This is a genomic window from Wenyingzhuangia sp. 2_MG-2023 (genome assembly GCF_030548295.1).
In the GTDB taxonomy this organism is placed as follows: domain Bacteria; phylum Bacteroidota; class Bacteroidia; order Flavobacteriales; family Flavobacteriaceae; genus Wenyingzhuangia.
The window spans coordinates 428,086-449,434 of sequence record NZ_JAUOSB010000002.1; the positions used below are offsets into that span (position 1 = coordinate 428,086).

The window sequence follows — 21,349 nt, forward strand, 5'->3', positions numbered from 1 at the left end:
GTTAAAAACTTAGGTTCATTCCAAAAATATAGGTCTTTGCTACTGGATAAAAACCTCTATCAATTCCTGCTCCAATTGGATCTGAAGAAGAAGCAGAAGGATCAAAACCAGAATAATCTGTAAAAGTGTGTAAGTTGTTTGCAGATGCATACAATCTCAACTTATCGATTCCTACTTTTGATAAAAAATCTTTATTAAAAGTGTACCCAATTTGTACATTTTGAATTCTTACATACGAAGCATCTTCTACATAATAATCTGAGAAATAGTCTGTATTTACAGATGCTCCTGAAACAACACGTGGTGTTGTTGTGCTTGCATTGGTAGTTGTCCATGCATCTAAAACTCTAGTACTTTTATTTGCCAAAGTATTTACTCTTTCATAATCTCTTACCATTTCATTTCCAAATGAACCAATAGTAGATGCACTAAAATCGATGTTTTTATAAGAAAACCCTATGTTTAAACCAGCTGTAAAGTTTGGAATTGGATCTCCAATATCTGTTCTATCATCTTCACTAATTTGTCCATCTCCATTTACATCAACAAATCTTAAATCTCCTACACCTGCACCACTGTGATAAGTTCCATCTGGAGAAGCTGTATCTAATGCATCAATTTCAGATTGTGATTGATAAATTCCATTGGTTTTGTATCCATAGAAATAACCAATAGCATGTCCTTTTTCCATTCTTGATGGTAAGATTCCCGTACCTAAACCAAAAGCACCTCCTTCAATAAAACCTGATTCACTACCTACATACAAAACTTCGTTATGAATAGTTGAGAAATTTAGACTTGTATTAAATTTAAAATCATCTGAGAATTGATCTCTGTAAGAAACCATAAATTCAAAACCTTTATTTTCTACAGTACCCGCATTAATTACTGGTGCAGAAGAACCAATTCCTCCTACTCCTGTCAATCCAGAAATTTGAGCTGCAATTAATAAATCTTCTGTTTTTTTAGAATATACATCTGCTGTAATGTTGATTCTGTTTTGCAACATAGAAAAATCAACACCTAGATTACTTGTAACACTTGTTTCCCATTTGATTTCTGGATTTGCCAATTTTCCAATTGCAACTCCTGTCAATAAATCTTCAACAGAACTTTCTTCATTGTTACTGTAAACTCCTTCTCCGTCCAATCTAGAAATGTAAGCAAAGTCGTCTATTCTATCGTTTCCTATTTTACCATAACTCAACCTTAATTTTAAGTTGTTAATCCAGTCTGTATTTTCTAAAAATGATTCGTCAGAAATTACCCACCCTAAAGAAACTGAAGGAAAATACCCTACTTTATTATTAGGTCCAAATTTTGAAGATGTATCTCTTCTAAACATTGCCGAAATCAAATATTTTTCATCAAAGTTGTACTGTACTCTTGTAAAATAAGAAGACAAACGCTCTTTGAATTGATCGCTACCTATAGCATATTGTGCCTCTGTAAAGCGATCTATTACTTCTTCAAAATTTGAAATAACTGCATCGCTAAAAGAGTTGCTTCCATCTCTTAATATTTGACCAAATGTTCCTGCATATTCCCCTCTATTTTCTCTAATCTCTTGACCTAACAATACATTTAAATTGTGTAATTCGTTAAAAGTATTTTTATAGGTAACCAAGTTATTCCAAGTATAATCATCATAAGTGTCTTTATTATCAGACAATTCATTTCTAGTACTTCTTGTTAAAGATTTACCTATACCTAAAAAAGTCAACGGTCTAAAAACAGTAGATTCGTCTGTTGCGTGATTCATTTGGTATTTAGACCTTACTGAAAAATGATCTAAAAACTTGTATTCCGCAGTAAAAGTTGGACTAATTTTTCTAACAACATTTGTATTGTATGTGCTTGCTATTTGAGCCATTGGGTTGGCTACTTCTATTGCATTGGTATTTACAATTCCAAATCCATTTCTGTATTTTTCATATCCAGCATCGGCAAGTGGTGTATCATCGTAAACCCCTGTTAAAGGATCTGCGTTGATTGCATTGTACAAAACAGAACCTACTCCATCTTCAGTCAGGTTATTTTTTTCTGAGTAAGTGTATATTGCAGTTGCTGATAATGTAAAGTCATCAGTTACATCATATTGTAATTTTGTTCTTGCCGTCATTCTTTGATAGTTTGACTGACTTCCTCCAACAATACCGTCTTGAGTTAAATAAGAACCTCCAAAAGAATAAGCTAATTTATCAGTACCTCCATTAGCTGATAAGTTTAAGTTATACATTGGTGCAGTTTCAAAAACTTCATCTTGCCAATTACTTGTACCCATTGGTGTTACTGCACTTACAGAAGGATTGTAAATTTGCCCAGTTACCGGTTGTTCAAAGTACGTTAAGTTTCCGTTAGCTTGGTTTACATAAGAAGCAAATTGTGATGGATTTAACAAATCCAGTTTTTTACTGGTTTGCTGAAAAGCATAGTAACTATCAACGTTAAATTTTAGTTCACTATTTTTTCTTCCTGATTTTGTTTCTATTAAAATCACTCCATTTGCAGCACGTACTCCATAAATTCCTGCAGTTGCATCTTTTAATACGTTTACGCTTTTAATGTCATTTGGGTTGATTACAGACAAATCTGTAATTGGGTTCCCATCAACTAAAATTAAAGGAGCATTGTCTCCGTTGGTAGAAATTCCACGAATCCTAATGTTAGATGATGCACCCGGAGAACCCGAAGAAGAAGTTACTGCAACTCCTGAAACTTGTCCCTGTAAAGCTTGTTCTACTCTTACAGGATTTAACTTTTCAATAGTTTCTGCTTCTACTACAGATACTGCACCTGTAATTTCTTTTTTCTTCTGTGTACCATAACCTATCAAGACAACACTTTCAAGAGCTTCAACACTTTCTTTTAATTGAACATTGATTGTAGTTTCAGAACCTATAGTTACTTCTTGAGATTCAAATCCCAAATAACTAAAGACTAATATTTCACCTTTGGTTACATTACTAATAGTGTACTCTCCATCAAAATTAGAATACACCCCTTTTGTAGTATTTTTTACAGTAACATTTACTCCTGATAAAACAATATCATTTTGCGAGTCTGTTACAATACCACTTACATTTACACTCTGCGCAACTCCAAAAAACGGAATTGCTAACAAAAGAATTAAAATAAGATAATTTTTCATATGATTTAGTTATTATTTGTGTTTTAAACAAAGCTACACCCCAAAAACTGATAATTAACCAAAAACGCCCACTACAAAAAACATACACACTTAAAAAAAACCATACCAGTAGTATTCCTCTAGGTTTTCAAACAGTAAAAAAACACAATGTAGTGGTGTTGTAGTGGTAAAAATCAAATATGTAGTGTACTAAAACCTGCTTTAAAACATGTATTTACAAAAAAAGAATCTAAAAACGTCAAGTTAGAGAACAAACACAAAGACATCTACACAAACAAATACACACAAAAAACCCTTTAAAAATAGATATTTCCTATTTTTAAAGGGTTTTTCACAAGAATAAATCATAAATAAAACTTTACATTTCTAAAATATGATCCACTAAATTCTCTTCATTTGTCAAATTCATCTTTTTTCTCAACCTGTAGCGTTTTACTTCTACGCTTTTTGTAGAAATATTTAACAACGGAGCTATTTCTTTAGATGACAAATTCAATCTTAAATAAGCACACAACCTTAAATCGTTATTAGTTAATGATGGATGTTCTGTTTTTATTTTTTTAATAAAATCTTTATCAGCATTGTTAAAAGCTTCTTCAAACAATTTCCAATCATCACTATTATTTAAACTTTTATCAATGATCTTAATTACATTGTCTATATTTTTTTGACCATCAGTTTTAAGCAACTCCTCTTTAATACTATTCAACAATTCATTCTTTTTGATAACACTCATTGTAGAGCTTGCCAATTCTTTATTTTTTAATGTTACATCTGCTTCTAATTTTTCATTTTCTAACAAGGTCATTTTTTGCTCGTTTTCTAGCTTATGCAATTCAAATTCTCTTTGTTTTTTTGATAAAATTCGTTCCCGTTGTTTGGCATAATACCTATTGTACATAATATGCATAAAAACAGAAAACAATGCCAAAACACCAAAGTAAAAAACAATCATAGGAATAGAAATGTACCATGGTTTGTCTATTTTAAATTGATAACTAGCAACATTTGTTGTTAAGATCCCATTTATTTTTGCCCTCACTCTAAAATGATATTTACCAAAAGGCAAATTCTCAAAGAAAACATCGCTTTCTTCTCTCCATGAACTCCATTGTGAATTCAATCCCTCTAATTGATACTGATATTCAACCTGAGAAAATTCATTAAAAACAGGTACACTACACGTAAACTTAAAATTATTCTGATTGTTATGGAATAATTCTGTAGTAGTTAAATTCACATTTTTGGGCCAACTAGTCAAAGATGAATTTTTAATTTGATTGATTTTTACTTTATAATCTTTGTGTTTTTCTATATTTCTCAAGTTTAAAGTAATATACCCATTAGAGGTTCCTAACAGATATCGATTTTGAGATAATTCACAAATATTCTCAAAACCAGTTGCTCCTTTTCGATCTTTTAAGGGAATTGAAATATGATGTATTATAGGCTCTTTACTTAAAGTTCCTTGCTCTATATAACTAACATTTTTTTTAGAAAACCCCCATAATTTATTCTCCGCAGAAGTATTGACCAGAACCCCTGAAATATACTCAGATTGTAAGGCATATTTAGAGAGCACTGTATCTTTTTCAAAAATATTTTTAGAAAAATTATACCTATAAACCCCTTTCTTATACGAATATAAAATGTTGTTTTTGTACTTTAACAATGCAGAGTGAATTCCTTTCTCTACAGAATTTAAAATTGATACATTTTCCACTTTTGTGAATTCCTCATCTACATCTATTTTGTAAACTCCTTTGTATTCGTGATTTACAAAAACAGAAGCATCATCTCCAATTTCAAAATATCGACTTGAAATGTTAAATCCTTCAATTTTATTTTTCAACCTCCAACTTCCTTTTTCCTTCGCAAAAACATACAAACCAGAATAATTTCCTTGTAAAAACCTATTCTTACCCAAAGATTCTATTTTCCAGGTTCCCATAACATCCCCTATCAATTCTGCCTTTGTATCTTTTATTAAAAAAGTTCCAGAATTGTGACCACAGAGCAATTCCCCTTCAATAATTTTCAATCCCCAAACCTGACCTTCTGTATTTTCAACAAACTTAAATTCCTCTTCTTTCTTGTATGTTTTACAAAACAACCCTTGATTGGTTCCTAAATAAATTTTCCCTTCATGTAAAATTGACGCATAGATTGTACCTAAAATTCCGTTATAATCTCTGTGTACTTTAAAAGGAGAATTGATATCTATAATATTGATTCCATCATCTAACCCCAACCAAATATTTTCTTCTTGATCTTCAAAGACAGAAAGCACCGTATTATCATTCAACCCTTTTTTTTGATTGATGTAATACTTAATATTCCCTTCATTATTTAAAACAATAACCCCTTCAGAAATAGTTCCTAAAATTAAATTTCCATTGGCTGATTTTAGACTACTGTAAAGTGTGTAATCTCTTAAGTTTGAATTTAGAGATTCATTCCACGGAAGTAAAACACCATTTTCTAAATAAAATAAACCTTGACTCTCTGACGTAAACACTAGTCGGTTTTCAAGTTCATGAATTCCAACAATTTTATTTTTTTTAAAAATTTTATGACTAGAAATTAACTGAGAAATTCCATTACGCAACAAATAAATTCCCTCATCATACACTTGATAATAAATTGTACCCTTTGCTTTAAACATGGATAAAATTTGATCTCTTGCCTGAATAATTTTATATTCTTTTGTTTTTAAATTATACAAGTAGATACGTTCTAAAGACTGGAACAAAACCCATCCTTCTAGAATTTCAATATGCCAAAATTGTTCATCTTCTAACAAGTCTATTTCGGAAGAAAGTGATGTAAATTTTAACACCCCAAAATCATTTTTTTCCCAATAACCAAATCCGTTGTAAAAACCTGTATATATTTTATCTTTAACAGCTTTTACAGACCTAACAATGGTTTCATTCTCCATGGGATACAACCTCCATGAAGCACCATCAAATTCTAAAAGTCCCTGATTGTTGGCAACATAAACTTCTTTGCTTTGAGATTGCGTAATTGACCAGTTTTGATTTTCTGCATGATAATCCTTTGCTGTATAAACAGATATAGGTGGCAATCCTTGAGAAAAAACACTATTTATAAATAAAAAAAAGACACTTAGTGATTTGAAAAAATTCATATTTCTGATAGGGTATTAAGCAGACAAATACAATAGATCTACTATACCGTTAAATTTAAGAGTATTTGTAATAATCTCAACAAAAATATGGAAACAAAAAAAGATGCCTAAGCATCTTTTTAATTCTTATGAGTCTTTTCCCATTCTTGATAACCTCCTTTTAAATCCCAAATACTTACAAATCCTTTTTTTTGTAGAATTCTCAAAGCCATCAGACTTCTTTTTCCAGACCTACAATAAACATACAAGGGCTTTGTTTTATCTAAAGCTTCTATTTGTTGTTTAAAAGTTATATTAGACAAGACATCCATATTAATAGCACTGGCAATATGTCCGTTTTTATACTCTTGATCTGTTCTCACATCTAAAACTTGAACTCCATCCTTTGCTATTGCTTTCTGAAATTCTTCTACATTTAACCTATTAAATTTTACCTGGGCATTTAATCTGTAAAAATAGCTCAATCCCCAAACAACGGCTATAACAATAAAAACAACTCTCATTCTCAATTATTTAAAAATATTTACGATAATGTTGAAGGACACACATAAGCTGTTGTGGAAATATCCGATTCCTTAATAGCTGCAAAACCTCCCATAATATCTACAAAATTATGAATACCTCTACTTTTTAAAATAGAAGCAGCAATCATACTTCTGTAACCACCTGCACAATGAATGTAAAAATTCTCTTTTTCTGGAAAATCTTCTAAATGACTATTCAATACATCTAGAGGAGTATTTTTTGCTTGTGGAATTCTTTCCGACAAAAATTCTGTATGTTTTCTTACATCAAAAATAGGCAAATTATCCGTTAAAACATCTTCTAAATCAGTTGCTAAAATCTGTTGAACTGTGTCGTATTCTTTTCCAGCCTGAATCCAAGACTCAAAACCACCTTTTAAATATCCTAAAGTGTGATCAAAACCAACACGGGACAAACGTGTTATTGTTTCCTCTTCTCTTCCCTCTGGAATAACCAATACAATAGGCTGTTCTACATCACCAATCAATGCACCTACCCAAGGAGCAAAACCTCCATCAATTCCTATAAAAATAGATTGAGGAATGTGTCCAGTTGCAAACTCTTCTTGCGTTCTAACATCCAGCACCAAAGCACCTGTCTCGTTTGCCAAATTCTCTAATTCTTGAGGCGTTAATTCATGCGTACCTTGTGCTATTACTTCACTAATATCTTCATAACCTTCCTTATTCATTTTCACGTTCAAAGGAAAATACTGTGGCGGTGGCAACAAACCGTCTGTCACTTCTTTTACAAACTCAGCCTCTGTCATATCTGCTCGTAAAGCATAATTATTTTCTTTCTGCCCTCCTAAAGTACCTGTTGTTTCTTTACTCAAGTTCTTACCACAAGCAGATCCTGCTCCATGACCTGGGTATACAATCAACTCATTTTCTAAAGGCATTATTTTAGTTCTCAAACTATGGAACAATGTTGCTGCCAATTGCTCTTGTGTCATGCTTGCAGCTTTCTGAGCCAAATCTGGCCTACCTACATCTCCTAAAAACAACGTATCTCCTGTAAATAATGCGTAATTTTTACCTTCTTCATCTTTCAACAAATATGTAGTAGACTCCATAGTATGTCCTGGAGTGTGGATTGCAACAATGGTTAATTTCCCCAAAGAAAACTCTTGTCCATCTTCTGTTATAATAGCCTCAAAACTAGGGTTGGCATTTTTACCGTATACAATAGGAGCACCAGTTCTTTTAGATAAAGTAACGTGACCACTCACAAAATCTGCATGAAAATGTGTTTCTAAAATATATTTGATTTTTGCATTGTCTTTATCAGCACGATCTATATATGGCTGCACTTCTCTTAAAGGATCAATAATGGCTACTTCTCCTTCGCTTTCAATATAATAGGCTCCTTGAGCCAAACATCCTGTATATATTTGTTCTATTTTCATCTTATGACTTTTTTATACTTCAAAAATAAGTGGTTTCTATTTCTCTTACAGTAACATACGTTACACAGTTGTTGAATTTTGTTGACAAATTTTATTTTGTAAATCATCCTTACACACAATTCCATCAAAACAATCTACGGCTTCATAGGTTCTCACAAACAAATTTTCTTTTCCTAAAACATCTACAATTCCATTCTGAAACAGCACATCTCTAGTAGGACCAATTGCTCCTGTAATAAAAAATTTAATGTTTTGTGATTTTAATTGCTCTATATACGATATCAACATTGCATTGGCACTACTGTCTATATAACTAATAGATTCTGCATTTAAAATTACTGCTTTTAAAGTCTTGATTTTATGTTGAACCAATGCTTCTAATTTATTCTTAAAATAATCTTTATTTCCAAAAAACAACTGAGCATCAAATCGTACGATGAGCACATCATTTCGCTCTTGGATCTCACCACTAAATCTTGATATATTTTTAAAATAATTACTTTCTTCTATTCTAGCCAATACTGCAATGTGTGGCTGAGATGTTCTGTATACCATTAAAATTAAAGAAACTACAATTCCTACCAATATACCATGAATGATACCTACAAAAAGTGTGATGATAAATGTAACACACAACAAAAAAAACTCATCTCTATTTTGTTTCCACAATTGCACGGGAAATTTAAAATCTATCAATTTATAAACGGCAACCATAATCATAGAAGCCAACACTGCTTTGGGCAAATAATAAAACAAGGGGGTTAAAAATAACAATGTTACCCCAACAACTGCAGCACTTACCAAACTTGCAATTCCTGTTTTTGCTCCTGCCTGATGATTGACGGCACTTCTAGCAAAACCACCAGAAGTAGGATACGCTTGAAAAAAAGACCCTATCATGTTAGATGTTCCTAATGCTATCAATTCTTGATTGGCATCTACCTTATAATTCTCTACTTTTTCTTCTAAAGATTTAGAAATAGAAATAGCCTCCATAAAAGCCACCAAAGCCAACGTAATAGCCATTGGTATCAGTTCTGCATAAGGAAGGTGTTTGAGTTCTGGTATTTTAAAACTTGGCAGTCCATCTGGAATACTTCCCACTATCTTTACCCCTAAAGATTGTAAATCCAAAAAATAAACTGCCAAGGTTCCTACTGCTACTACTACAAGTGCAGCTGGAATTTTAGGTACAAATTTTTTCAACAATACTAGAACAACAATTCCCAACAACCCCAATAAAAATGTTGTGAAATTTACTTGATCAAGTACCGTTACTACCTGTCCTAAAATAATATGTAATTTGGAACTCCCTTTTAAAGAGACTCCCAATAAATGTTTCAACTGACTCAATCCTATTACAATTGCAGCTGCTGATGTAAATCCGCTAATTACAGGTTTGGATAAAAAATTGACCAAAAAACCCATTCTCAAAACTCCTAACATCAACTGTACCAACCCCATAAACAAAGACAATACAATTGCCATTGCAATATAATCGTCAATACCCGAAAGGTGCAATACTCCTAAACTAGCTGCCACTAACAAAGAATCCATAGCTACAGGCCCAACTGCTAGTTGTCTAGAGGTTCCTAAAAAAGCATATACAACTTGTGGCATAAGAGCAGCATACAATCCATACACAGGTGGCAATCCAGCAATTAATGCATACGCCATTCCCTGCGGAATTAACAAAATTCCAACTGTGATTCCCGCCATCAAATCTCCGTACAAAAACTCTTTTTGATAGTCACGAATCCACGTAAAGAATGGAAAATACATTTTCATAGTTTATATTTTAATACAAAGAAACTTATCTTTCTAAAAACAGGCAGTAACAAAAGTTACAGAACAGCAAAGTTGTTTAGCAATCCTGTAAAAAAACAAGTGATATTTTTTTTTATCAACAATAGATTAACGATTTTTACCGCTCGAAATTAATTATCGATTTTCTATGGAAAACGCACAAAAAGAAGTCATTTTACTAAAGGTTTCAGGACAAGATAAGCCAGGAGTTACAGCAGGTTTGACCTCTGTATTGGCACAATACAAAGCAAATATTTTAGATATTGGTCAAGCTGATATTCACGATACATTATCTTTAGGAATGTTGTTCGAAGTTCCTGCAGGAGCTGATTCAGGACCTGTATTGAAAGATTTATTATTCAAAGCTTATGAATTAGACATCAAAGTAAAATTCATTCCTATCTCTATAGAGGATTATGAAAACTGGGTAAAATCTCAAGGAAAACCTCGTTATATTGTAACTATTTTAGGAGAAACTTTGGCCGCAGAACAAGTATCTGCAGTAACTAAGGTTATGGCTGAAGAAAACTTAAACATTGACGCTATCAAACGTTTGACTGGTCGTACTTCTTTAATAGAAAATAACGATCATCCTCGTTCTTGTATTCAGTTATCTGTGAGAGGAGAAGTAAAAAACAAATCAGAAATGACAGCTAAGTTTATGGACATTTCTAGAAACTTAAATGTGGATTTGTCTTTTCAAGAAGACAATATTTACCGTAGAAACAGACGTTTGGTTTGTTTTGATATGGATTCTACTCTAATTCAAGCTGAGGTTATTGATAAATTGGCTGAATTGGCTGGTGTTGGAAAAGAAGTTTCTGCTATTACGGAATCAGCAATGAGAGGAGAAATAGATTTCAATACTAGTTTTAAAAAACGCATGGCAATGTTGGAAGGATTGAGCGAAGATGTATTGCGTAATGTTGCTGAAAACTTACCTATTACCAAGGGAGCACATCGTTTGTTCAAGGCCTTGAAATATTACGGATTTAAAACTGCAATATTATCTGGTGGTTTTACTTATTTTGCTCATTATTTGCAACAAGAATTAGGAATAGATTACGTACATGCCAACCAATTAGAAATTAAAGACGGTGCCTTAACAGGTGGTTATTTAGGAGAAATTGTAGATGGTAACAAAAAAGCAGAATATTTAAAAGCAATTGCTGAAAAAGAAGGAATTCACTTAAACCAAACCATTGCTGTTGGTGATGGTGCTAACGATTTGGCCATGTTAAATTTAGCTGGTCTGGGAATTGCTTTTCATGCCAAACCAAAAGTAAAAGAAAACGCAGAAAGTTCTATTTCTAGTTTAGGACTGGATGGTGTTTTATACTTATTAGGTTACCATGACAGACATATTGATATGTTATAATACATATTAGTAATTATATTATTGTTTACAAACAAAAAGCCTTTCCATTTCTTTTGGAGAGGCTTTTTCTTTTTTAGAACAGAATGCAATTCCGTTTTTAAATAAAAAACTACAACACTTCTAAAGAATTTCTATGCAAAGCAATTATTCCTTGATTTTCCAATTTTTTTAGCAATCTAGAAATCACTACTCTAGAGGTATGCAACTCGTAAGCAATTTCTTGATGCGTACTTTTAATTTTACGACTTGCTGTAACTGCAACTTTATCATGCAAATACTTTAACAAACGTTCGTCCATTTTTTTAAACGCAATATTGTCAACAGTCTCCAGTAATTCCATCAATCTATGATGATAACTACCCAACACAAAAGTTCTCCAACTTTTATACTTTCCTACCCACTCGTCCATTTTTTCTACAGGAATCATCACCAGTTTTGTATCTAATTCCGTTACTGCTTTTATTTCGCTTTTTTTATTACCCGTACAACAACTCATAGTCATAGCACAAGTATCTCCTTTTTCTAAAAAATACAACAACAATTCGTCACCTTCTTCGTCTTCGCGTAAAATTTTGATGACTCCTTCCAATAACAAAGGCATTGATTTTACATACTGTCCTATATTCATCAATGTAGTTCCTGCAGGAACTTCTTTAATAGTAGAAACCCTAACAATTTCTTCTAGCAATTCTTTTTCAAAAATATATCCGTAATGTTGTTCCAGTAAGGTTAGCATATTGTTCTATTTTATACTTTATAAAAGTAAAGAAATCTCTACAAACTACATCTCTTATTTTTAGCCTTAAAAAACTATAATTTAACAATTCTTTAGTTATTCCTAAAAATTTTAAACAAAAACCAAATCTAGTGTTTGATATTATAAAAAAGATGATTTCAAACTGCGATATATCAGTTCGTATACTGTCACTGTTTTTTAAATTTACTATATGAAATATAAATAAAAACTTAAAATTTAAGACCATGAAGTATTTAAACAAGAACATCGAAGAAATTGGAAAAAAGACTAGTGAAAAATCATTGGTGAATCGTTCAACATCATGTGGAATATTTCAAAATCACGATTACAATAGTCCTGCTGTAAAAAACTCTCTTCAAAGCAGTAAAACTGACAAATCAAGCGAAAATGAAAACTCTATAAATTATCTTTTCATTTAGTATCGTTTATAAATCATATAGAGAAAGAGAACCTATAAATCACAACTTTTAAACATTTAAAACTATGAGCTATTTATTTTTGAACAAAAGTATTGAACCAAGTACTAAAAAAGTAAACAATACATCTATTGCAAACCGTACTTTAACTGATGATATTTTTAAAACTTCTGATTACAACCTATTTCTAGTAAAAGAATCTGGTTTAGGAATCCGCACTTTATCGTAGAGATAGAAAAAGTAATCCTTTTTCTTTTGTGTAAGTTTGTTTTGTAAATATTGACTTAATACAAAATAACAATTATGAAATATTTAAGCAAAGATATAGAAGCATTGTCTAAATTACAGAGTCATAAATCTCTAGTAAGAGCCAATACATCTTGTGGTATTTTTCAAGATACAGATTACACAAAAGACTCGGGAAAATTGTACCATCAAATTAAAATAGAAAAGTTAAAACCAACAAAAAAGAGTCACTAATTAGTGACTCTTTTTAATTTTATAGTATTTTATTTGCTAAATACTACCATTGAAACAATGGTCTATCTTGCATAAATTCGTTTACTTTACCTGCAATAGTTTCTAGTAAATCTTCATTTTCAAAGTTGTTAATTACTTCATCAATAAAGTTAGCAATTACAGCCATATCATCTTCTTTTAATCCACGAGTAGTAACTGCAGAAGCTCCTAAACGGATCCCAGAAGTTACAAACGGAGAACGAGTATCATAAGGAACCATGTTCTTATTTACTGTAATATCTGCTTTTACCAACGCTTGCTCAGCATCTTTACCTGATAAGTTTTTATTTCTTAAATCTATCAACATACAGTGGTTGTCTGTTCCTCCAGAAATAATTTTATAGTCTTTAGCAACCAATTCAGCAGCCAATCTAGCAGCATTCTTTTTTACTTGAACTTGATAATATAAATATTCATCTGTCAAAGCTTCACCCAAAGCAATAGCTTTAGCAGCAATAACGTGCTCTAAAGGTCCACCTTGCATTCCTGGGAATACTGCGCTGTTAAGCATTGCTGACATTTTCTTTAAGCTTCCGTTTTTTAACGTAAGACCATCTCTGTTATCAAAGTCTTTACCCATCATAATCATCCCTCCTCTTGGACCTCTTAAGGTCTTATGAGTAGTTGTCGTTACAAAGTGACAGTGAGGCATAGGATCATTTAAGATTCCTTTTGCAATCATTCCAGATGGATGAGAAATATCAGCTAATAAATAAGCTCCTACTTCATCAGCAATTTCTCTGAATTTTGCAAAATCAATATCTCTTGAGTAAGAAGATGCACCAGCAACAATCATTTTAGGTTTTTCTGCTTTTGCAATCTCTAAAATATTATCGTAGTTTAAAACCTCAGTTTCTTTATCTACACCATAGTGAACTGCTTTGTAAATTTTTCCTGAAAAGTTTACTGGAGAACCATGTGTTAAGTGACCACCGTGAGATAAGTCAAAACCTAAAATTTTATCTCCTGGCTCTAATACTGCAAAATACACTGCTGCATTTGCCTGAGACCCAGAGTGAGGCTGTACGTTTACGTACTCCGCTCCATATAATTCTTTTGCTCTATCTATAGCTAATTGTTCTACAACATCAACTACTTCACAACCTCCGTAATACCTTTTTCCAGGATACCCTTCAGCATATTTATTAGTTAAAACAGAACCTTGAGCTTCCATCACTTGTTCACTAACAAAGTTTTCAGAGGCAATCAATTCAATTCCTTTTAATTGTCTCTCTTTTTCCTCTTGAATTAAATCAAATATGATTTGATCACGTTTCATATTCTAGGTGTTTTTGAAGTTGAAAATAAAATGCAAAAATAATAAATATTTATTCACACTAAGCTAAAACTCAAAAGAATATATTTCTTTATATTAACCCTATTTAGAAACCTATTCTATTTACCGTATTGCAAACTATTGCTATTGGTAAATTTTACTTTTAGTATGATTTACAAGCTGTATTTCAACCAAAACATTACATTTCTTTTCTTCTGATAAATTTTATTTAGCTTGGTGTTAAATTTTAATTCTTGTTCCAAAAAAAGCGTTTCTGGTAAAAAACGACTCTACTTATTACTACTTTATCTATAAAGTGTAGCAATCAATCTAAAAAATTCATCAACAATTAGCATTGTAATTACGATTATACTATTGAATATTTGATTTATACAATTACAAAACAACTCACAACTTAGCATTCCTAATAGTAATAGAAATGAATTCACTAAGCATAACTAGGTACAATTTTGACAATTATTGGGGTGTTCACCATTCAACTAGAATTGTCAATATTCATATTATTGATAATCGTACAAACCAAATAACTTCTTCCATTCCAGTAACCAGTCATTATGTTTTTGAATATATATACTACACAATCTGGAGATAAAAGAGCTTTATCCAAACAATATTTAGATCTTACTTCTTTAAATCCTAAATAATAAACAAATGATTTTAGATGTTGAAAACGAGATCAAAAATCAAATGCAAAATCAACTCATGGGTTTAAAATTCTAAGTAAATTTGCCTCAATCAACACAGAATTCTATGAAATATAAAATGATAGTTTTGGATATGGATGACACTTTGTTAACCGACAATCACACTATATCTGACAGAAATAAAAGAGCTATAAAAGCAGCCCAAGAAAAAGGAATTTACGTTGTACTTGCCTCCGGAAGACCCACTGCTGCTATGGTTCATTATGCCAAAGAATTGCAATTAGATCAATACAACTCCTATATTATCTCTTTTAACGGAAGTCAAATTATAGACATGGCTAAGGAAGAATGTATTTTTGAACAAACATTGTCTGTAGAAGACGTACATGATATTTATGACTTTGGACAAGCAAACAATACTGCTTTTATTACTTACAAAGATGGAGTAATTATAGGTACTAAAGATTCTGAATACATTGATATTGAAAGAAAACTTACAGGAATGCCATATAAAAAAGTAGTTGATTTGAAAACTAACATTACCAAAAACTGTGTGAAATGTTTGTTATTGGAAGAGCCTAGTTATTTAAAAACCGTAGAAACCAAATTAAAACAAGTAAGACCTGATTTGAGCGTATCTATGTCCAAACCTTTCTTTTTAGAAGTGATGCCAAAAGGAATTGACAAAGCTGCCACTCTAAAAAGATTGATTGATCAATTGGGTATTTTACAAAAAGAAATCATTGCTGTAGGAAATGCTGGAAATGATTTGACCATGGTTGAATTTGCAGGACTAGGTGTTTGGGTAGACAATGTAACTCCTGAATTGCGAGAAAAAGCAGACCTCATCGTAGCTTCAAACAACAACGATGGTGTTGCAGAAATCATAGAAAAAAAACTGTTATAATACATAAATCGCAACAAAAGAAACAAAAACTAACCAATGTCAACTATTTTGATTCTTTTTTTTCATAATTTTATATACAAATCATTTATAAACACAAAATGAAAAAAAGATACTGTCCATGTTGTGATTCAACATTACGTTCAAAAAAACGTAAAAAGAAGTTTCTGAAGCTATTGTTCTTTGTTGAACTGTTAAACTGTTCTACATGTAGTGCATTTTATGCTTACCTAAAAGGAATAGACAAATCCATTTGCATAGATTCTGGAGTTTCAGAAAAAAATACCGAAGAAGTTATTTCATAAAAAAAATCCACTCAAATTGAGTGGATTTTTTTATACTAGACAAGTCTTTGATTTATTCATCACTATCATTCTCAGCAAATTGAGAAGTTTGTTTTACCTCATAAATTTTAGCAACTCTATAGTCTGTACCAAAATCTACTTGTGTATAAGCTTGATTATTGTTTGCATTCCAAAAAAACCAAGTTCCTGTTTTTTTACCATTGTCATAATGTCCCAAAGCTTTCTTCTCTCCTTTTAAGTCAAATGATTTCCAAGTTCCTTGTAATTTTTTGTCTGCGGTAATGTAACCTGTTTGTGAAACTTCTCCATTGTCATGGTAAAATGTTACCTCAAACAAATCACCTTCTTGTTCTACTTTTACTTTTTTATCTTGGCTGTAAGAAACGAATCCGATCATTAATCCTACGATTATTAATATTTTTTTCATAATTCTATTATTTAAATGTTGATGATACAAATATACAACTATTTTACACTTAAACAACATTTAATTAACATTAAATTAACATTAGGAATCAAAAAACATTTTCATGACTGCTAACAAACAGTTTTTACAAGCCAAAATCCACCATCATAATATATGGTATGGTAAGAGGTGCTATTTATAATGACAATTCTAGAACTCCGTAATGAGAATCATGCTGAGTTACTTTTCCATCTTCGATAAGTAAAGCCTGTGGAGATTGATGCACTACTTGAAATTTATCAGCAATAGCAGCCGAAATATCTCTATGAGATATCAAGTCTAAAAAATACAATTTATAACCTTCACCTACCTGTTTCTCAAATTTATTCAAAACACTAGCACTAATACTACATCTTGTACTGTGTTTAAAAACAATTACTTTCTGAGTTTTAGAATCTTCAACAACTTGATCTAATTGTGACACCGCTGTTAAATAATTCCATTGTGTTTTTTTATGCCCTTGTTTTTTCTCTTCTGATGTACTTCCTAAAATTTTATCAAAAAATCCCATATACTTTAATTTATTGTTAATAATTCCTTCTACAAATATCAAAAATTAAGTCGTAACATCACTCACAACTTACACTATAGGTCAAAACGTCGGTTAACTATCTAAATATTAAGTCATTTTGTCTAATAACACGACAAGATTTCCGTTTTACAGGATGGGAACAACAATTGCTATTTACCTATCAGAAATAGCTATTTAAAAAGTCAAACTTTATAAATCAATTAAAAATGAACTTTAATAATTTTACCATAAAATCACAAGAGGTTGTACAACAAGCTCAACAGATAACTCAAGGGTTGGGTCATCAACAAATAGAAAATGCACATCTATTTAAAGCCATTTTAGAAGTAGATGAACATGTTACTCCTTTTATTCTAAAAAAACTACAGGTAAACATTTCTATACTACCTCAAATTTTAGACAAAACATTAGAAAGCTATCCTAAGGTAAGTGGAGGGCAAATAGGTTTATCCGCTACATCGTCTAAAACATTGACAGACGCTAGCAACATTGCTAAAAAAATGGACGATGAATATGTTTCTATTGAACATTTATTAATTGCGTTGTTAAAAAACAAAGACACTGTTAGCCAGTTATTAAAGGACCAAGGGGTGACCGAAAAAGGTCTAAAAGCAGCCATTGATGAAATCCGTAAAGGACAAAATGTAACGTCTCAAAGTGCTGAAGAGACCTACAATGCGCTAAACAAATATGCAAAAGATTTAAACAAATTGGCTAGTACAGGAAAATTAGATCCTGTAATTGGTCGTGATGAAGAGATTCGTAGAATTTTGCAAATTTTATCACGTAGAACCAAAAACAATCCAATCTTAATTGGAGAACCTGGAGTAGGTAAAACAGCTATTGCAGAAGGTTTAGCTCATCGTATTGTAAAAGGTGATGTACCCGAAAACTTAAAAGACAAACAAGTGTTTTCTTTGGATATGGGGGCTTTAATTGCGGGAGCTAAATACAAAGGTGAGTTTGAAGAACGTTTGAAATCTGTAGTAAAAGAAGTAACCTCTGCTCACGGAGACATTGTTTTGTTTATTGATGAAATTCACACATTGGTAGGAGCTGGTGGTGGTGAAGGTGCTATGGATGCAGCCAACATTTTAAAACCAGCATTGGCTCGTGGAGAATTAAGAGCTATTGGAGCTACAACTCTGGATGAATATCAAAAATATTTTGAAAAAGACAAAGCACTAGAAAGACGTTTCCAAAAAGTAATGGTAAACGAACCTGATACAGAAAGTGCCATCTCTATTTTGCGTGGTATTAAAGAAAAATACGAAGCACATCACAAAATTCAAATCAAAGATAGTGCGATTATTGCTGCTGTAGAATTGAGTCAACGATACATTACTTCTCGTTTTTTACCAGACAAGGCGATTGATTTAATGGACGAGGCTGCTGCTAAAATGAGAATGGAGATCAACTCAAAACCAGAGGAGCTAGATGTATTGGATAGAAAAATAATGCAGTTAGAAATTGAAATTGAAGCTATCAAACGTGAAAAGGATGAGAAAAAACTGACTGCTTTGCGTAAAGAATTGGCCAATATTCAAGAAAATAGAGATAGTATTTACACACAATGGAAATCTGAAAAAGATGTGGTAGACAATATCCAAACCATTAAAGATGAGATTGATCAATTTAAACAAGATGCAGAAATAGCAGAACGTGATGGAAATTACGGTTTGGTAGCAGAATTACGCTACGGAAAAATTAAAGATGCGCAAGAAAAACTGGAAGTTGCTCAAGCAAAATTGGCTAAAAATCAAGAAACCTCTTTGATAAAAGAAGAAGTAACGGAAGATGACATTGCGGAAGTTGTTGCCAAATGGACTGGAGTTCCCGTGCAGAAAATGCTACAAAGTGAACGCGAAAAATTGCTAAAGTTAGAAGATGAACTACACCAAAGAGTTGTTGGACAAGAGGATGCTATTCAAGCAGTTTCTGATGCTGTAAGAAGGTCTAGAGCTGGTTTGCAAGACGTTAGAAAACCGCTTGGAAGTTTTCTTTTCTTAGGAACAACAGGAGTAGGTAAAACTGAATTGGCAAAAGCATTGGCTGAATATTTGTTTGATGATGAAAATGCATTGACTCGTATAGATATGAGTGAATATCAAGAACGTCATTCAGTAAGTAGATTGGTAGGGGCACCTCCTGGTTATGTAGGTTATGATGAAGGTGGACAGTTGACCGAGGCCGTAAGACGCAAACCTTATTCTGTTGTGTTGCTAGATGAAATTGAAAAAGCTCATCCTGACACATTCAATATTTTGTTACAAGTTTTAGATGAAGGTAGGTTGACAGACAACAAAGGTCGTTTGGCAGATTTTAAAAACACTATCATTATCATGACTTCTAACATGGGAGCTGAAATCATTAAAGAACGTTTTGAAAGAGCAACAGCACAAAACAGAGAACAAATTGCTGAGGAAGCAAAGGTTGATGTTTTACAAAACTTAAAACAAATAGTAAGACCCGAGTTTATCAACCGTATTGATGAAATAGTAATGTTTACTCCTTTAAACATAACAGAAATTGCACAAATTGTAGAATTGCACTTGAAAGGATTGACACATCTGTTAAGCAACAAAGAAATTACTTTAGAAGCTACAGAACATGCTAAATTGACATTAGCAGAAAAAGGATTTGATCCTGAATTTGGTGCAAGACCTGTAAAGCGTGTAATTCAAAAAGAAGTTTTGAATCTTTTGTCTAAAGAAATACTAGCAGGGAACATTAGCAATAAGAGTCATGTAATTTTAGATGCTGTTGATCATAAATTATTCTTCAAAAACATAACTATAAATTAACGCTAATTATACGTTGTTTTCTCAATGAACACTAAAGCTCTTTACCTACAGGTAAAGAGTTTTTTTTATAGAAAAGCATACTAAAGTATGATAAAAATCAAGAAAAAGCCAACTAGTTTTACCTAACATTTAACAATACAAATAACCACACAAAATTATTCAACATGAAACAACATTATTCTAAATCAATAATGAAAAAAACAAACATTCTCATTACACTTTTTGTTCTTTTTGCTTATCAAATAAATGCACATGCATTGACAAAACCCGTAATAACTAGTATTACAACAGATAGCGGTATAAGCGTTTCTGACTACATTACCAACGACACAAGTATTCAAATACATGGTACAGCAACACCAAATAGTCAAATAGCTTTAAAAATAAACGGATTTTCCACTTCCCTTTTTGGCGTATATGTAATAACTGATAGCTCAGGAAACTTTATTTTTGACTTAACTCCCTATGATCCTTTAAACGATGGTACGACAACCTTTATTGCCGAATCTTCATTAGGTGGTGAATCAATGGACTCTGATCCAAAATCAGTAACTATAGATACTATAATTCCCGAAGTAACGTCTATTGCAGTAGTTACTCCTAGCGAAACACAACCAACATCTATCAATTTTTTGGTGAATTTTAGTGAAAAAGTAAACAACATTTCTGCTGATGATTTTGAATTAACTTTGACAAATTCCGTGGGAGCATCTATCAACTCTATCACACCTTCATCAGGAACGGGTTCTAACGTAATTGTTAACGTTGTTATTTCTAACCCAACAGTAGATAGTGGTACAATTCGTTTAGATTTAAAAGCAAACACCAATTTAATAGATCCTGCAGGTAACGGAAATGGAACTAGTGGATATGTATCTGCATTTACTTCAGGAAGCTCATATGAATTGAACCCTACAACCTTAAGCAATTCTAGTGCTGAATTAAAAAAAGCAATTACCATTTATTACAACACTTCTAATTCCAATCTAACAATTACAAGTAAAAAAATAATTGACCATATTGCTATTTATGACGTGTGTGGAAAATTAATTATTTCTACGACCGAAAAAAGCATCAACCTTAACTATTTAAAAACTGGAGTATACATTGTAAACATTGGTAGTGAAGGAAAGCTTTTTAGCAAAAAAATAACAAAGTAAATATGAAAATCATTATTTAAAAATTGATAAACATTTTTTTATAACTAAGAGAGCTAAACCCACTGATGTTTAGCTCTCTTTTTTTTCTAATTATTTATTGGTCTTTTCCATTTCAATATCATATTT

16 protein-coding genes are annotated in these 21,349 nt (G+C 31.9%); 7 read left to right on the top strand and 9 right to left on the bottom strand.

All coding sequences use genetic code 11. The features are described 5' to 3' along the window. Window position 1 precedes the first annotated feature (1 nt). The 5 genes from Q4548_RS05375 to Q4548_RS05395 form a co-directional block, all read right to left on the bottom strand. The gene (locus Q4548_RS05375; protein WP_303452322.1) at window positions 2-3,151 is read right to left on the bottom strand and encodes a TonB-dependent receptor; all 3,150 of its coding nucleotides are present in this window, start codon (window positions 3,149-3,151) and stop codon (window positions 2-4) included. 358 nt (window positions 3,152-3,509) lie between these two features. Then, window positions 3,510-6,302: a triple tyrosine motif-containing protein gene (locus Q4548_RS05380; RefSeq protein WP_303452324.1), complete on the bottom strand. Its 2,793-nt coding sequence runs from the start codon at window positions 6,300-6,302 to the stop codon at window positions 3,510-3,512. A gap of 119 nt (window positions 6,303-6,421) precedes the next feature. Next, window positions 6,422-6,805, bottom strand: a complete 384-nt coding sequence (locus tag Q4548_RS05385) for a rhodanese-like domain-containing protein (protein WP_303452326.1) — start codon at window positions 6,803-6,805, stop codon at window positions 6,422-6,424. 20 nt (window positions 6,806-6,825) lie between these two features. After that, window positions 6,826-8,235: a rhodanese-like domain-containing protein gene (locus Q4548_RS05390; protein ID WP_303452328.1), complete on the bottom strand. Its 1,410-nt coding sequence runs from the start codon at window positions 8,233-8,235 to the stop codon at window positions 6,826-6,828. A 60-nt stretch (window positions 8,236-8,295) separates the two neighbouring features. After that, complete coding sequence (locus tag Q4548_RS05395; RefSeq protein WP_303452330.1) at window positions 8,296-10,023, bottom strand: SulP family inorganic anion transporter; 1,728 nt, start codon at window positions 10,021-10,023, stop codon at window positions 8,296-8,298. A gap of 166 nt (window positions 10,024-10,189) precedes the next feature. On the opposite strand from Q4548_RS05395, the gene serB reads away from it, so the two are divergent. Then, window positions 10,190-11,419: a phosphoserine phosphatase SerB gene (gene serB, locus Q4548_RS05400; RefSeq protein ID WP_303452332.1), complete on the top strand. Its 1,230-nt coding sequence runs from the start codon at window positions 10,190-10,192 to the stop codon at window positions 11,417-11,419. Window positions 11,420-11,528: 109 nt separating this feature from the next. On the opposite strand, the gene Q4548_RS05405 is transcribed toward serB, so the two are convergent. Further along, window positions 11,529-12,155, bottom strand: a complete 627-nt coding sequence (locus tag Q4548_RS05405) for a Crp/Fnr family transcriptional regulator (protein ID WP_303452334.1) — start codon at window positions 12,153-12,155, stop codon at window positions 11,529-11,531. Between the two features lie 245 nt (window positions 12,156-12,400). On the opposite strand from Q4548_RS05405, the gene Q4548_RS05410 reads away from it, so the two are divergent. From Q4548_RS05410 to Q4548_RS05420, 3 genes are all read left to right on the top strand, one after another. Then, window positions 12,401-12,595 carry a hypothetical protein gene (locus tag Q4548_RS05410; RefSeq protein ID WP_303452336.1) on the top strand — a complete coding sequence of 65 codons (195 nt, stop codon included), beginning with the start codon at window positions 12,401-12,403 and terminating at the stop codon, window positions 12,593-12,595. Between the two features lie 64 nt (window positions 12,596-12,659). Further along, window positions 12,660-12,821 (top strand): hypothetical protein, encoded by a 162-nt coding sequence (locus Q4548_RS05415; RefSeq protein ID WP_303452338.1) that lies wholly within the window; start codon window positions 12,660-12,662, stop codon window positions 12,819-12,821. 74 nt (window positions 12,822-12,895) lie between these two features. Next, complete coding sequence (locus Q4548_RS05420; RefSeq protein ID WP_303452340.1) at window positions 12,896-13,072, top strand: hypothetical protein; 177 nt, start codon at window positions 12,896-12,898, stop codon at window positions 13,070-13,072. Between the two features lie 43 nt (window positions 13,073-13,115). Here the strand turns inward: Q4548_RS05420 and glyA are convergent, their stop codons facing one another. Next, on the bottom strand, window positions 13,116-14,390 hold the full coding sequence (gene glyA / locus Q4548_RS05425; protein WP_303452342.1) for a serine hydroxymethyltransferase: 1,275 nt from the start codon (window positions 14,388-14,390) through the stop codon (window positions 13,116-13,118). A gap of 768 nt (window positions 14,391-15,158) precedes the next feature. Here glyA and Q4548_RS05430 point away from each other — a divergent pair. After that, complete coding sequence (locus Q4548_RS05430; RefSeq protein ID WP_303452344.1) at window positions 15,159-15,959, top strand: Cof-type HAD-IIB family hydrolase; 801 nt, start codon at window positions 15,159-15,161, stop codon at window positions 15,957-15,959. 354 nt (window positions 15,960-16,313) lie between these two features. Here Q4548_RS05430 and Q4548_RS05435 read toward each other — a convergent pair whose 3' ends face one another. Both Q4548_RS05435 and ytxJ read right to left on the bottom strand, forming a co-directional pair. Continuing rightward, window positions 16,314-16,688 carry a nicotinic acid mononucleotide adenyltransferase gene (locus Q4548_RS05435; protein ID WP_303452346.1) on the bottom strand — a complete coding sequence of 125 codons (375 nt, stop codon included), beginning with the start codon at window positions 16,686-16,688 and terminating at the stop codon, window positions 16,314-16,316. Window positions 16,689-16,863: 175 nt separating this feature from the next. Further along, complete coding sequence (gene ytxJ / locus Q4548_RS05440) at window positions 16,864-17,238, bottom strand: bacillithiol system redox-active protein YtxJ (protein ID WP_303452347.1); 375 nt, start codon at window positions 17,236-17,238, stop codon at window positions 16,864-16,866. Window positions 17,239-17,465: 227 nt separating this feature from the next. Between ytxJ and clpB the strand changes: the two genes are divergently transcribed. Together clpB and Q4548_RS05450 are read left to right on the top strand one after the other, a co-directional pair. Further along, window positions 17,466-20,063 carry an ATP-dependent chaperone ClpB gene (clpB, locus tag Q4548_RS05445; RefSeq protein WP_303452349.1) on the top strand — a complete coding sequence of 866 codons (2,598 nt, stop codon included), beginning with the start codon at window positions 17,466-17,468 and terminating at the stop codon, window positions 20,061-20,063. A 164-nt stretch (window positions 20,064-20,227) separates the two neighbouring features. Next, the gene (locus tag Q4548_RS05450; RefSeq protein ID WP_303452351.1) at window positions 20,228-21,223 is read left to right on the top strand and encodes an Ig-like domain-containing protein; all 996 of its coding nucleotides are present in this window, start codon (window positions 20,228-20,230) and stop codon (window positions 21,221-21,223) included. Window positions 21,224-21,349: the final 126 nt, after the last annotated feature.